Raw genomic sequence first — 13,700 nt, 5'->3', positions numbered from 1 at the left:
ATCACTTGGTTATCACTACGCTGTTTTTTTAAGCATAAAACCAGAGGTTAGCGCAGTTAAACAACCAAACGTAATTGCGGCCAATGCTGCAACCAACCTTTGCTATTGACCCTTTGATTGTACGTATCAATTTCACCATTTTTGGGGTTAAGCGTGATAGTTCTGGCAAATAAAGCATCCAGACCGAGTGGAGCAATCAATTCAATATCGCCTTTGCTGTTTATTTTGGCACCAATGGCGGTTTCGACTTCCACCCAAAAGCTGATGGCATCTTCTGTGCTGGTATAGGGCCAGCGGCCAGTATAGAGGTGCATCCTGGCTTGGTTTTTTACTGACCAGGGGAATGATGTACCCTGAAAAGGCAGCGTTTTAAGCAACTGTTCCTCGAGCTGTAAGTCACGCTGCTCGCTGGCATCTTCTTCATCAAAATAGACTAAATCAATATCATTGAGTGGCGTGGGTGAAGAGTAGCCATGCAGTTTATCCCACACAAGATTACGGACAAATCCTGCCGCTAGACACCACTGATGTAGTCCTAGTTCATGAGCAATAGACAATGCACGCATCCGATAGGGGTCAGCACGTAGCCATTGGATGATTTGTTGCTGCTGGTCCATTATCTTTTCCCTCTGTAATCAATGCGCCGGAGAGTCAACAGGATAGCAGTAGAAAAGGATAAATTGGAGAGTGAATATGGCATCACTGAAAAGCAAAAAACCGGCCTAAGCCGGTTTTTTAAATGGTGGTGGAGCTAGACGGGATCGAACCGTCGACCTCTTGCATGCCATGCAAGCGCTCTCCCAGCTGAGCTATAGCCCCACAAATGTGGTTGTTCGTACTGATTTATCTCTATGCCATCAAACCTGAAAGTTTGGTGGAGCTAGACGGGATCGAACCGTCGACCTCTTGCATGCCATGCAAGCGCTCTCCCAGCTGAGCTATAGCCCCAATGTGCACATAATAAATTGTGTGAACGGGGCGCATGATATGAAACCACTGAAAAAGTGTCAACGGCTAATTCAATTTCTCGCGTTAAGCGCTGAAAAAGCCGCCAAATCAGCGAGCAAACAGCATGATAAATACTTCAGTTGGTTATGTTCAAACATAAAAAAGGTGGCTTGAATAAGCCACCTTAAGTATAAAAAATCCAAATTTATTGCTGGGCTTCGCGTTCGCTAATAAAAGCGAGTGCCTTGTCAATGCGCGCCAGAGAGCGAGCTTGACCAATGGCATGGACAGTGACATCCATACCCGGTGATTGGCCTGCGCCAGTGACAGCAACACGCAACGGCATGCCAACTTTGCCCATACCTACACCTAACTCATCAGCGGTGCCCTGAATGGCGTTGTGGACGTTCTCAGTAGTCCATTCAGTGATGGCAGCCAGTTTAGCTTTGACCGCTTCAAGCGGTTGACGCGCAACCGGACGCAGATGTTTTTTCGCTGCATCTGCATCAAACTCATCAAATTCTTCATAAAAGTAACGGCATGACTCGGCCATTTCTTTCAGTGTCTTGCAGCGCTCGCCCAGTAGTTTAACAATCTCAGCCAGCTCAGGGCCATTGCGAGTATCAATGCCCAACTGTTCAACCTGCCATGACAGATGAACGGCGACATGTTCAGGTGGCAGACTATTGATGTAGTGATGATTCAGCCATTGTAGTTTTTCAGTATTGAACGCACTGGCTGATTTGCTGACAGCATCAAGGGTGAATAGCTCTGTCATTTCGGCGACAGAGAAAATTTCCTGATCACCATGGGACCAACCTAAACGTACCAGATAGTTCAGCAATGCTTCTGGCAGGTAGCCGTCATCGCGGTATTGCATGACGCCGACTGCACCGTGGCGTTTAGACAATTTCTTGCCATCATCACCGAGAATCATTGAGACGTGTGCATATTCAGGGACTGGTGCACCTAATGCTTTCAGAATATTAATCTGGCGAGGGGTATTATTGATATGATCTTCACCGCGGATAACATGGGTAATTTCCATATCCCAGTCATCAATGACCACACAGAAGTTATAGGTTGGCGATCCATCGGTACGGCGAATAATTAAATCATCCAACTCTTGGTTGCTGAATTCAATTGGCCCACGGATTTTATCATCGAAAATAACGGAGCCTTCCTGCGGGTTACGAAAACGCACCACTGAAGGTTCATCGGCACCATGAGTACATTGGCTATCGCGGCAACGGCCATCGTAACGCGGTTTTTCGCCATTCGCCATTTGGGTTTCGCGCAGTTCATCCAGACGCTCTTTAGAGCAATAGCATCGATAAGCCGTGCCGTTCTCCAACATTTGGTCAATGACGGCATTGTAGCGGTCAAAGCGTTTGGTTTGGAAATACGGACCTTCATCCCAATCCAAATTCAGCCAGTTCATACCGTCCATAATGGCGTCGATAGCTTCCTGAGTTGAACGCTCGAGATCAGTGTCTTCGATGCGCAAAACAAATTCGCCGCCTAAATGACGGGTGAATAACCAGGAATAAAGCGCGGTACGTGCGCCACCTACGTGAAGATAGCCGGTAGGACTGGGTGCAAAGCGGGTTTTAATTTTCATTGGGATCGATGCCTTATTACGCGACGCCAGCCAGCGGACGCTGGCAGTTGCTCGAAATTCGAAAAAGTAGGCGACATTCTACCACCCTGTGGTAATTCCTCAACGATGTTACCGGCATGCAATTGATGATTACTGGCAGATACGGCTAAAGAAACGTCCGCAGCGGCGATAAATATCGCATCCTGTTTAAATTTGCGGCGAACGATTGTTTTCGTTTTAAAAACCGTTGACTCACTTCGAACTATCCCTATAATGCGACTCCAACAACACGGCGGGGCGATTAGCTCAGTTGGTAGAGCATCTCCTTTACACGGAGGGGGTCATCAGTTCGAATCTGGTATCGCCCACCACTCATCACTCATTGATTTTAAAGCATTAAAAGTAGTAGAAGTGGGCGATTAGCTCAGTTGGTAGAGCATCTCCTTTACACGGAGGGGGTCATCAGTTCGAATCTGGTATCGCCCACCACTTCTCTTACTCTCAGATTATATAATGGGTCGTTAGCTCAGTTGGTAGAGCAGTTGACTTTTAATCAATTGGTCGCAGGTTCGAATCCCGCACGACCCACCATTATATCAAGTACCTCAGCACATCCCCCAAGCTCAGAAATCACAGACTACCCAGTTCGTGTGGGTGAGACCCTGCGTTCAGGTTCGAGCCGAGGATGCGAGACAGCAACGCGCCAGCGTTGACCCGAAGGGCGAGTCCGTAGGACGAGTCATCCCGCACGACCCACCATTATATCAAGTACCTCAGCACATCCCCCAAGCTCAGAAATCACAGACTACCCAGTTCGTGTGGGTGAGACCCTGCGTTCAGGTTCGAGCCGAGGATGCGAGACAGCAACGCGCCAGCGTTGACCCGAAGGGCGAGTCCGTAGGACGAGTCATCCCGCACGACCCACCATTATATCAAGTACCTCAGCACATCCCCCAAGCTCAGAAATCACAGACTACCCAGTTCGTGTGGGTGAGACCCTGCGTTCAGGTTCGAGCCGAGGATGCGAGACAGCAACGCGCGAGCGTTGACCCGAAGGGCGAGTCATCCCATTCGGCTCAAAGTACCTCAACGTAACCAGAAAACGAAAAAACCCAAGCTGACTGAAACTCGGGTTTTTTGTATTTCTAGAGTGATGTCAATATATACTCGCTGTTATTTTACTGGCGCTTCGAGAGTGAAAGCCTCTTGAGCAAGAAGAGTTTCTGTCTCGATATCGTCGGTCTGCACCTCTGTGTAACTTTTGGGCGTACCACGGCAGCCATCTCCATAATGTTCCCCCTCCCAACGCCCAACCAATGCCGCACCAATCGCATTACTCATCACGTTAGTGGCAGAACGACCCATATCTAAGAAAGGATCGACACCCATTAACAGAATCAAGCCCGCTTCTGGAATGTTAAATTGGCTAAGAGTTGCGGCAATAACCACTAATGATGCGCGAGGAACACCCGCCATACCTTTAGACGTCAACATCAGGATTAATAGCATAGTGATTTGTTCACCCATGCTCAGATGTATATTACATGCCTGAGCGATAAAGATGACGGCAAATGAGCAATATGCCATCGAACCGACCAGATTGAAGGAATAACCAATAGGAAGAACAAAACTGGAAATTTTGTTAGATACACCAAATTCCTCCAATTTCTCCAACGTACCGGGGAAGGCTGCTTCAGAACTTGACGTGGTAAAAGCCAACAGTGCAGGTTCGCTGATACCTTTTATTAACCGCAGGGTACAACGGCCAATTAGCACAATTGAACAGCCAATCAGAATCAGCCACAACAGTCCGAGAGTGAAATAGAACTCACCCATAAATATACCGGCACTGACCAATACACCCATACCACGTTCAGAGATCATCGCTGAGATAGCGGCAAATACGGTCAGTGGGGCAAATAGCATGACATAACCGGTCAACTTCAACATCAGATGTGCCAGTGATTCCAGCACCGAAACAATGGGTTGCGCTTTTTCACCAATGGCTGAAAGGCTAATCCCCATAAAAATAGAGAATACAACGATTTGCAGGATTTCATTTCGCGCCATCGCATCAATAATACTGGTGGGAATAGCATGCGATATAAATACTTTTGCGGAGAATGGAACAGGTTCAATACCATCAACCGCGCTTGCGGTAGCCGCCACAAAGTTGATTCCATCACCTGGCCTCAAGATGTTAACGACAACTAAGCCCAGCAGAATTGAAATGAATGCTGCGCAAATAAACAGGAACAATGTTTTTGAGAAAACACGCCCTAATGTTTTGGCGTCACCCATTTTTGCAATCCCAACCACTAAGGTTGAGATAATTAATGGCGCAATAATCATCTTGATCAAACGCAGGAAAATATCGGTAAAAATCGATATTTCAGATGCGTATGATTTGGCAAAGTTAGGGCTGCTAAAGGAATTTATTAAAAACCCAACAATAATACCTATTATCAGACCCAAGATGATCATTGTGGTCAAATTTTTTGATTTCATAATGATTCCATTTATAAGTAGGGTGGTATCGTTTTTATAAAATATTGAATAGTGGCACCGATGTTGTATTTTATTTCTATAAGGAAACGGTGCATCAGGCATCACAATGCACCGGCTATTCGGATGTTTGTGTTTTACTGTTAACGCTAATAAAACTAAATATCGAACTCGAGTTTTAATAAAGGCGCATGTTGCTGAGCACCATAAACATCCGTATCACCCACGGCACCAGATACAAGGTGGCGTGGCATCACGATTTTGACTGCATTCGCTGGGTCGAACCAAATAATACGAGAGACGAATTTTGGCTCGACATTATATATTTTTGCGATTATCTCCTTTTGAAATTGCCCAGAATCTTTAATGCTGGAATAGATACTTTTATTCTTAAATAAAATATCCAGCACTAATTCATATGGCCCAGCATTTTTTGATCTGACGACATGAGCCAGCTCGATGATTGATATATTCATGCCATCACTCCTTCTGCTGTCACATTCTCCAGCTCGAATTTAAATGCAACCTCCGGTGTATATTCCATTAAGTGGTAAATGGAAAATTCATAAACCAGACCCGCTCGAATATCTGATGGTGAGAATGGGAAAGCCAAATTACCGGCAGTTGCAATCCGCCCGATATAGCCATAGTGAAGTAACGTCGAACGAGCGAGTGAGCAAATGCTATCAGCCATGGCTTGAGAGGGGGCGACGACATCGAGCAAAATACCCAATTCATAAGCGGTGGTATTAGGCTCGGGTTCCATTTTTCCCATCACGCCATTTTTCCCGTACAGGTGGAAATTGAGTTGCACGGTATCAGGCGCGATACTCAGGTTTTTCTCTACGCTTTTGCGGACTTCGCACAAAATATTCTCGATATCCGCGATCATTATGGCATCTCGGGTACCGGCAATACTGATAGTACGATAGCCTACCGGCCGGGCACCTTCTAACTTCACCGTGTAGGGGGTACTTTCATGCACTGATCCGCTGACGCGAACTTGCCCTTTCCCCATATCTTTGAACTGGCAAGCGGACAGATTTAATATCCCTCCGGGGCCGGGTAAGAAGTAAGGATCTGATTTTTCATACAATGTATGTGCGGCCGCGGAGGTTTCAGTAAATTGGCGTTTATCATTGAAGGTTTTCAACGTAAAGCCGGATTCATCCAGAATCCCCATGGCACAGTCAGAACCCGATCCCGGTGTTGCAGCAATCGCGGCGCACTCTAAAATCTTGCCACAATGCAGCGCCAGACCTTCATCGAACCCTTTTATGATAGGTAAGGCGGCAAAGCATGCGGGATCATAAGCCCGGCCACCTAATACCACTTGTGCCCCAGCAAGCAGCGCTTCCTGAAAAGGCTCAACCCCCATTTGTGCCACGATATAAGTTGTTGCATCAATAGCTTCATGGGTGAGTTCAGGGACAAAATCCAGCGACCGAATTTTACCTGCATCAAGAGCGGCATGGACCACTTCTTTACTCACGTCGGCAGGGATCACCGCCAAGGTAAAGTTTAGTGATTCCTCTTGAGCAATTTCTAAAATTATCTGGCGACACCATTCTAAATGTGGCGCGGCACCTGAACCTCCCGCCGTGCCGATAACGACAGGAATTCCGTTATTCACACCTGCAGTTATCATATAACGGAGATCCCGTTTTACCCCGGCACGATCAGTAAACGGCTTACCAGAACCCAAATAGTGAGGGCCAGGATCGGAGGAACCCGCGTCTACCGCGATTAAATCGGGAGACTCCTCCATCGCTTTCATAAAACTCTCTTCTGGAAATCCATATCCCAAAATGGCTGTAGGCGAGAGGATCTTAAAGGTTTTAGACATATTAATTTGCCTTTGCTTTCAGTTGCGCGATGGTACGTGTCATCTCGTTAAACACAATGTTCATGCCTTCATCGAAGCCCATTCCCGGCTTAATTAGCATGCGCATTGGGCGAGAGGCGATAGCAACATGCACGCAGGTGCGGGCGCTGATATCGGTTTCGTTACATGTCCCGCCCTGATAGGCCTCCATTCCTTTTTTATTGCAATAGAGCACAGCGTCAACGATGTTGTGGATACTGCCCAGATCCGGGGTTTTGATCTGCACCATGTGACAACTCCCGGCATCAGTAAAGTCGATAATATCTTGATAGGTATTACACCATTCGTCGGCTACGATTTTGACGGAAGACCCCAGTTTTTCTAGGTTACGGGTAATTTCAGTCAATAATCGGATTTGGTCCGGCTTATTGCCGGCATCAACCGGCCCTTCGATATACAGATCCAGCTCACCAGCTTGTTCTTGTAAACTGGCGATATATTCCGCACACCGCATTGGATCCATATCGAAAATCAAACCAATCGTGCCGTAAACATCAATATGTAAGTTAGGTTTATAATCGGAATTAGTCCGCAAATCAGTAACGCGTTTTGCCAACCAACTGACGTAATCGCGCAGTTTTTCCCCATTGCGGCCCAGTTTTTCATCAACATTGTTGATAAGGCCATGCGGCAGAACATCCACGCCTTTAAGAATCATTTTATCGACAGCGATATAACGGTCATCACCGCTTTGCCCAAACAGCGGAATTGGTTGCGCCACGAGTGGCAGGTGCCATTCGTCACATATGACTTCGGCTTTTAAGCGGCCCGTTGCCAATGCAGTTGCATCCAACAATGCTTGGGAAAGCCCATAACGAATAGCGGTGTGCAGTGGTTTACCCTCAATGGTTACTTCATCAAAGAAGCGGGCATTTAGGCGAAACTCACTGATATCACGCCCTTCTAGCAGGGGCTTGATATGTTTTTCCAAGAAAGGAACGAAATTAGCGGCGATAAATAAAGGATCACGGCCACCGGCACCTGAGTACTGTACTGCCGCGCAGTCACCTACGGCAACGGCGCCGTTTTCTAACATTAATTGGATGTTGACGCATTCGCCAGCTTGACGAATAGAGGTAAAACCATCAGTGACAGGTGTGCCTTGATAGATAAAACCATCCAGCTTGGCGCCGTTTTTTATTGCCTGTTGGTCATCGAAATAGAAAGATGAATTACCGGCAGTGAACAATACATGTTTGATTTTCATTATGGTCTTCCAATTAATTTGCTGTGGGATACGGCGTTAATATCGTCAATGATCATTTGGAATGAGGGGGTTCGCCCCTCTTCTTTAGCGCGCTCTGCGACAAAATCATGGTGCAGTGCGAGAACATCTTTCGGCAAAGGAACGGAACCGGGATCAAACACTCGGATGGCACCGTGGTTATCACGAATTGGCATCATTTTGCCGGAGTTACAGGTGGCTGGCGCAAAAGGTACGTCAAGAACGCCAGCTTCAAATGCACGGACAGTGCCGATGGCAATATCGCCTTGCCCCAGTTCCAATACTTTGTCCATAACTGCGCGAACTTCGCGTTTGATCAATGCAATTTCGCGGTCAACTTCAACGCAAGGTGGGAATTTTTGGTCACGAACCATGTTGAGCATTTGGTTCGATGCCCTGAGTCCTTGACCATTCGCTTCGGCCGTTGGGATGCCATAAGCTTCATGTGGGCTTTTAGTAATGACCTTAGTCGCGCCGGCCATGCCCGCGACGGCGGCCCCCCATGAGATAACCGCAAATGCACGGGATTCATCTTCTGGGAACCCCCCCATCCATTGATGGAATACGGTACTTAGCTCATAGTTTTCGTAGCCATTAGCATGAAAGTATTCATCAGCGAGTTCACGTAAAGAACGGATGGCGGCAATGTCTTGCACCACATTACCGACCTGACCGTAGCCGACAGTGACTGACTTCACTCCTTGTTCCAGAGCCAACAAACCCTCAATAATAGCGACGGCATGTGACACAAACGGTGGAATCAAAGTGCCAGTCAACGGGCCAAATGGCTCGCGATTGATGCGAATACCATGTTCTTCATAGACACCAATCAAACGGTCGCAGTACTGCCAATCCCGGATGGATTTTTCTAGCGTCACGCGTTTTGCATAAGGAATGTTGTACGAGATTCCGCCACCTTCGTAACTGGTGAATCCACTCGCCATGGCTATCTCGGCTAGCAGACGCGCATCGGGTGTTCCGTGGCGAATTTGCAGTGGTTTAGATAAGGTTTCCGTGATGCGGCGACAGGCTTTTACCCCGTGATTGACCACCGGTAACCCATTGAGCTTTGATGTACCGGCTTCAACGGATTTTTGGATACCCACAGCGGCTTCTTCGTAACGATTAAGACGGGTATAAGCATCAATAGTGGTCGGCAACAGATCGCAGTCTTTTTGCAGCGTTCTTAGCAGTTCAATATGTTCTTCAATTAATGCGACCCCAGCACGAGGCTGGCTCAACGTGATCCCGTCGCGATCAGCGTCAAACAGCGCTCTGGCGAAGTTTTTTGCTTCAGGGATGGTCTGCTGATACTTCACGCCATCCTCAAAATTTTCAACATCTTTGCCGGTGTGCCAAGTCTTTAACACTTGAAAGCGTTCGGACATAAAATCGTCTAAAGATATTTTTTTGTTTCGAAGTTCCATCATGACTCCAATTTTCACTTGTTCAAAATTCGAACGCCAGTCTGGGCGGCAGCTTTAGGAAAGCGACGAGCGACATTAGCGAGCAGGGGAAGTAAACCTTGCGTATCTCTGTAATACTCAAACTGGTTGGGGAGCAGCACTTGCTTGCCTTTATCATCAAAATCGCGATATTTCAGCCAGTTATGGATATCAAATGAATCTGCTCTGGAGAGCCACCCTCCGGTGCCAATGACTTTTTGTACGAGACTTAAATCACGGCCAAGTTGCAGGTCAATATTGCCCGCACAGGTGCAGACCTGCGTTTTAGTACCCGCATGGCGCTCAGAGGCATATCCGACACAAATCCCGGCAAGCAACTGGTCAAATACGCACTCTTCATCGGAACTTGGCACGTAACCTGGATGGGTCGTGATGTATTTTAAATAGTGATGAAAAGCATCAATTTTGGTTTGTTGATGGGCGAAATAATGGTCGATCATGGATGCGCCGGTTTCGCCGGCATTGATGGCTGAAACACGCATCCCTAAATCACCCTCGACGGTGCGCTTAATCAGTGGTTCTGGCAGACCGTGCATGACCGTGTCAGGCAGTAAGTGGTTATTGTAGGAGGAGTAGATATCTGTAGTCGCTCCCCCCATGTCGATCAGCATGAAGGTTTCCCAATCGGGCACGTGTTGGCGAATTTGCTGAACTAATTCAAAGACGGAATAGGGGGTGGGTAATGGTTCTTCGCCGGTTTGATCGACGATAATATCTAACCCTTTCCCTTTCACAATTTTATGCAAGAAAATGTCACAAATGGCCTTGCGTGCACCATACGGATTAGGGCTATCAAGATTGGGCAAGACGTTGTCAACAATGGTTAAGTCTTTACTGCCGAGAATGTCCTGCACCTCATCATCCAGATCACGGTTTCCGGCATAAATAATGGCGCATTCAAGATCCGATTGAGCCAAGAGTTTGGCATTTAATAAGCCGTGGCTGCAGTCTCCACCATCAGTGCCGCCGGTAAATAACAAAATGTCCGGTGGTGATTTCTCTAAAGCCCGTACATCTGACTTATTTAGGTTATAGGCAAAATGCTGCGATACTTTGGCACCTGCGGAATGTGCCGTCACTTTAGCCGATTCCAACGTAATATTGGGCACTAATCCAATAGCCGCAACAGACAGCCCCCCCTTAGCAGAGGAGGAGTAATCAATCTTTACCTTCCCAGAGGCCAATAATGGGCGTGCATCGCTAACACCCAGAATCTTATTTAATACAGAAAAGAACCCCTCAGCTAAGTGGTGGGGGGTTGTAGGGGACAAGGCATAGTTTTTCACAACAATATTGTCATTATCACCTACTTCAAATACCGCCCCTTTCGTCCAGGTGGAGCCAATATCGATAGAAACGCTGATCATTGCATGCCCTCGGCTGTTTCCTCTGCCTGCATGACATGGTCAATATCACTTTTCATCAGGGAGCAGACTAATTCCAAGTCTGTGTCTGGCGCGAAAACACGATTAAAGCCCATCTCTTTAAATTTGATTTCGATTTCTGAAAAATCATGTTTGCCGATCACCAAATTTCCACCGACATAAAGCAATATTTCACCAATCCCGCGCTCAATGCAGTTCTCGCGCATACCGATACAATCTACCTCGCCATGTCCATAAATAGAGGAAATGACAATGGCCTGAGCACCGGTTTCAATAGCTGCATCAATATATTCATCTTGGCTCACCATTACGCCGAGATTAATTACGTTGAAATTGTGCATTGTAAATACGCGGTCTAGCACCTTATTACCAACAGCATGGCAATCAGCACCAATGACGCCAATAACAATTGTTGGATTTTGCATGTTAAGCCCTCTATGTAGATTACGGTCTCTATATTTTTGTTTGGTGAGCAGAAAGTAAAACCTAGCATTTCACTCTCCACGCGAAATTAAATAATATTATTTTTTGTAATGACGTATTTCATTCCCCTGGTCTATAAATGCGATGGAGACTTGCTGGGGTTTTATTGTTGTTTAATGTGCTTCTCCATTAAATTAAATACAATTGATTTATTGTCAGGACATCTTGAAAAAAGTGTAAAACAAAAATATTTATTAGTTTTTACATGCTGTTGTTGATTAAACTCATTGTAAATCAATTTGTTAAAATAACAGCTATCACTTTGTTAATAAGGATGGATAAATGTTATTTTTGACAATGTGAATATTTATAGATGAATTGTGATCTGTGCCAAATTATTTATCTTCTCAAGTTGTGATAGTGATCATATTTTAATGGTGGTTCTTTTGAATATAAAAAATATATATTCATGCTCAAATTGATAATATGCCATCCGAAAGATAGATACCCTTCTTACATTAATTAACGGACTCCACCTGCTACCATTTTGACCAAATGCATACGAGGATAATTTTTAATTATTTGCTTTCGGTGCAACATTCTGAGCAGGCGCTCGACGTCATGTTGACAATGATTAAGCAGTAGCCCAATGACGCTGCCACTGTGAGCCACATTTAAACCATAAATGCCACTGTGTTCGACGATATCCAGCAATTGATAGAACTGGGGTTTAGGCAGTAGTGACTCACTGGCGATGGCACTCAAGGTTGTTGCTTCTCCAAGTGTGTAACAACATCGCCTTTCATTTGCTAACAGGAACTGTTGCATCGCTTTTACCAAATAGGGAGCCTGTTTCAGCAGCAATGAATGGCGCTTTCGTTGATGAAATTCCTCTGTTAGCACTGTTTGTGAACTTTCGAGCAATACAATATCGATGTCAGGTAGCCAAGGAAATGAGAGCTGGGTTTGTGCTGTTTGGTGATCAAAAAGAGTGAGATCCTTAAATATAGTGCTGTCGGTCGGTTCAAGCGCCACACAGAGTTGGGCTAGTGACTCATCACTTAATGGTTGGCCCAACAAACGGCTGGTGGCCATTGCTGTCGCTGCAATATCTGCGGTGCTGCTCGCTAATCCTTTGGCGACCGGAATAGTTGATTCGAACTCGATACAGATATTCTCAGCAAGGAGAGGAGATTGGTCAAAGTGCGCCAAGACTTGTTTCACCATTTGGCGCATACGAGGCCGCTCGCGTGGACCTGGCTTTCCTTGTGTCACAGATACATTGCTGTACCAATTTATCGGGCAGGAAATCAGTTTTTCGCCACCCAAGATCCACCCCTGGAGTAATTCACCGCAGGAGGCCGGGCAGTGTGCTTCAGCCATGAAAAGTATCCTTACAATGATAATCCCTACAACGATAACCCTTTTGCGGACAATGCATTATATGACTTGCAAGAGTGGCTCATGGTTGATGTCGATTGAATGAGAAGTAAAAGCCAGCACATCGCTAAGATTGACCACATCACCGATGACTAACAATGCTGGCGCATGGACCTTTTTACGAGCAATCTCATCTTTTAGTGTGCTCAGTGTTCCTTTAGCTATTTCTTGTTGCTGGTGGCTGGCATACATCACTGCAGCAGCAGGGGTCTCCGGCGATTTGCCTCCTTTGATTAATCGCTGGCAAATTTCCTCTTGTCGGCTCATTCCCATCAGCACAATCAGTGTGCCGTCTAATTGGGCTAATGCATTCCAATTCTGTGGTTCATTTCCCTGACTCATATGCCCGGTGACAACATGAAAACTGGAAGCATAGTGGCGATGGGTTACCGGAATCCCCGCATAGGCTAATCCACCAATTGAGGAACTGATGCCTGGCACTATTTCAAAAGGGATATTACGGTGTGAAAGACTTTCGGCCTCTTCTCCACCACGGCCAAATACATAGGGGTCACCGCCTTTAAGGCGCACGACATTTTTACCAGCTAATGCGTGATCGATCAGTATTTGGTTGATATGTTCCTGTGGAATCGGATGGTGATTTGAGGCTTTTCCTACATTAATAATTTGGCAATTAGGTGGTGCTTGAGCAATTAGCTCAAGATTAACTAAACGGTCATGGACAAGAACTTGGGCTTCACGGATAGCCAGTAACCCTTTCACGGTGATTAATGATGCATCTCCCGGGCCTGCCCCGACTAATAATACTTTTCCTAGACTCATTAGAACGACCTTTATAGCAGCGAAGGCATAAGATTTTTTA

General features: G+C 46.2%; 11 protein-coding genes, 5 tRNA genes and 3 other RNA genes. 6 read left to right on the top strand and 13 right to left on the bottom strand.

The window, feature by feature from the left end; genetic code table 11:
• Positions 1–56 precede the first annotated feature (56 nt).
• From HUZ92_RS12120 to gltX, 4 genes are all read right to left on the bottom strand, one after another.
• The gene (locus HUZ92_RS12120) at positions 57–617 is read right to left on the bottom strand and encodes a nucleotidyltransferase family protein (RefSeq protein WP_050295781.1); all 561 of its coding nucleotides are present in this window, start codon (positions 615–617) and stop codon (positions 57–59) included.
• 126 nt (positions 618–743) lie between these two features.
• A tRNA-Ala gene (locus HUZ92_RS12115) sits at positions 744–819 on the bottom strand.
• A 53-nt stretch (positions 820–872) separates the two neighbouring features.
• A tRNA-Ala gene (locus HUZ92_RS12110) sits at positions 873–948 on the bottom strand.
• A 205-nt stretch (positions 949–1,153) separates the two neighbouring features.
• A complete protein-coding gene (gene gltX, locus HUZ92_RS12105) occupies positions 1,154–2,569 on the bottom strand; it encodes a glutamate--tRNA ligase (protein WP_050101841.1) in 1,416 nt (471 codons plus the stop codon).
• Positions 2,570–2,843: 274 nt separating this feature from the next.
• Here gltX and HUZ92_RS12100 point away from each other — a divergent pair.
• The 6 genes from HUZ92_RS12100 to HUZ92_RS12075 all read left to right on the top strand — a co-directional run bounded on the left by HUZ92_RS12100 (position 2,844) and on the right by HUZ92_RS12075 (position 3,630).
• Positions 2,844–2,919, top strand: a tRNA-Val gene (locus tag HUZ92_RS12100).
• Between the two features lie 42 nt (positions 2,920–2,961).
• Positions 2,962–3,037, top strand: a tRNA-Val gene (locus tag HUZ92_RS12095).
• Positions 3,038–3,063: 26 nt separating this feature from the next.
• Positions 3,064–3,139, top strand: a tRNA-Lys gene (locus tag HUZ92_RS12090).
• Between the two features lie 43 nt (positions 3,140–3,182).
• Positions 3,183–3,307, top strand: a non-coding RNA gene (locus tag HUZ92_RS12085) — RtT sRNA.
• Between the two features lie 43 nt (positions 3,308–3,350).
• Positions 3,351–3,475, top strand: a non-coding RNA gene (locus HUZ92_RS12080) — RtT sRNA.
• Positions 3,476–3,518: 43 nt separating this feature from the next.
• Positions 3,519–3,630, top strand: a non-coding RNA gene (locus HUZ92_RS12075) — RtT sRNA.
• Positions 3,631–3,721: 91 nt separating this feature from the next.
• Here the strand turns inward: HUZ92_RS12075 and HUZ92_RS12070 are convergent.
• The 9 genes from HUZ92_RS12070 to cobA form a co-directional block, all read right to left on the bottom strand.
• A complete protein-coding gene (locus tag HUZ92_RS12070) occupies positions 3,722–5,056 on the bottom strand; it encodes a dicarboxylate/amino acid:cation symporter (protein WP_050140703.1) in 1,335 nt (444 codons plus the stop codon).
• 155 nt (positions 5,057–5,211) lie between these two features.
• Entirely contained in the window at positions 5,212–5,529 is a 318-nt protein-coding gene (locus HUZ92_RS12065; RefSeq protein ID WP_050101451.1) for a DUF4387 domain-containing protein, read from the bottom strand.
• Positions 5,526–6,899 carry an acyclic terpene utilization AtuA family protein gene (locus HUZ92_RS12060; protein ID WP_050140705.1) on the bottom strand — a complete coding sequence of 458 codons (1,374 nt, stop codon included), beginning with the start codon at positions 6,897–6,899 and terminating at the stop codon, positions 5,526–5,528. Before HUZ92_RS12060 ends, HUZ92_RS12065 begins: the two co-directional genes overlap by 4 nt.
• Before the next feature lies 1 nt (position 6,900).
• Positions 6,901–8,145, bottom strand: coding sequence for a methylaspartate ammonia-lyase (locus tag HUZ92_RS12055; RefSeq protein WP_050101453.1), 1,245 nt, complete (start codon positions 8,143–8,145; stop codon positions 6,901–6,903).
• Positions 8,145–9,590, bottom strand: a complete 1,446-nt coding sequence (locus tag HUZ92_RS12050; RefSeq protein WP_050101454.1) for a methylaspartate mutase subunit E — start codon at positions 9,588–9,590, stop codon at positions 8,145–8,147. Before HUZ92_RS12050 ends, HUZ92_RS12055 begins: the two co-directional genes overlap by 1 nt.
• 14 nt (positions 9,591–9,604) lie before the next feature.
• Positions 9,605–10,996 (bottom strand): methylaspartate mutase accessory protein GlmL, encoded by a 1,392-nt coding sequence (glmL, locus tag HUZ92_RS12045; protein ID WP_050101455.1) that lies wholly within the window; start codon positions 10,994–10,996, stop codon positions 9,605–9,607.
• Positions 10,993–11,439 (bottom strand): methylaspartate mutase subunit S, encoded by a 447-nt coding sequence (glmS, locus tag HUZ92_RS12040; protein ID WP_050101456.1) that lies wholly within the window; start codon positions 11,437–11,439, stop codon positions 10,993–10,995. Before glmS ends, glmL begins: the two co-directional genes overlap by 4 nt.
• Positions 11,440–11,959: 520 nt before the next feature.
• On the bottom strand, positions 11,960–12,820 hold the full coding sequence (locus HUZ92_RS12035) for a GHMP family kinase ATP-binding protein (protein WP_145579447.1): 861 nt from the start codon (positions 12,818–12,820) through the stop codon (positions 11,960–11,962).
• A 57-nt stretch (positions 12,821–12,877) separates the two neighbouring features.
• Positions 12,878–13,660 (bottom strand): uroporphyrinogen-III C-methyltransferase, encoded by a 783-nt coding sequence (gene cobA / locus HUZ92_RS12030; protein WP_145525438.1) that lies wholly within the window; start codon positions 13,658–13,660, stop codon positions 12,878–12,880.
• Positions 13,661–13,700 lie beyond the last annotated feature (40 nt).

The sequence above is a fragment of the Yersinia vastinensis genome (genome assembly GCF_902726565.1).
In the GTDB taxonomy this organism is placed as follows: domain Bacteria; phylum Pseudomonadota; class Gammaproteobacteria; order Enterobacterales; family Enterobacteriaceae; genus Yersinia; species Yersinia vastinensis.
This window is presented reverse-complemented; position numbering and strand designations above follow the sequence as displayed.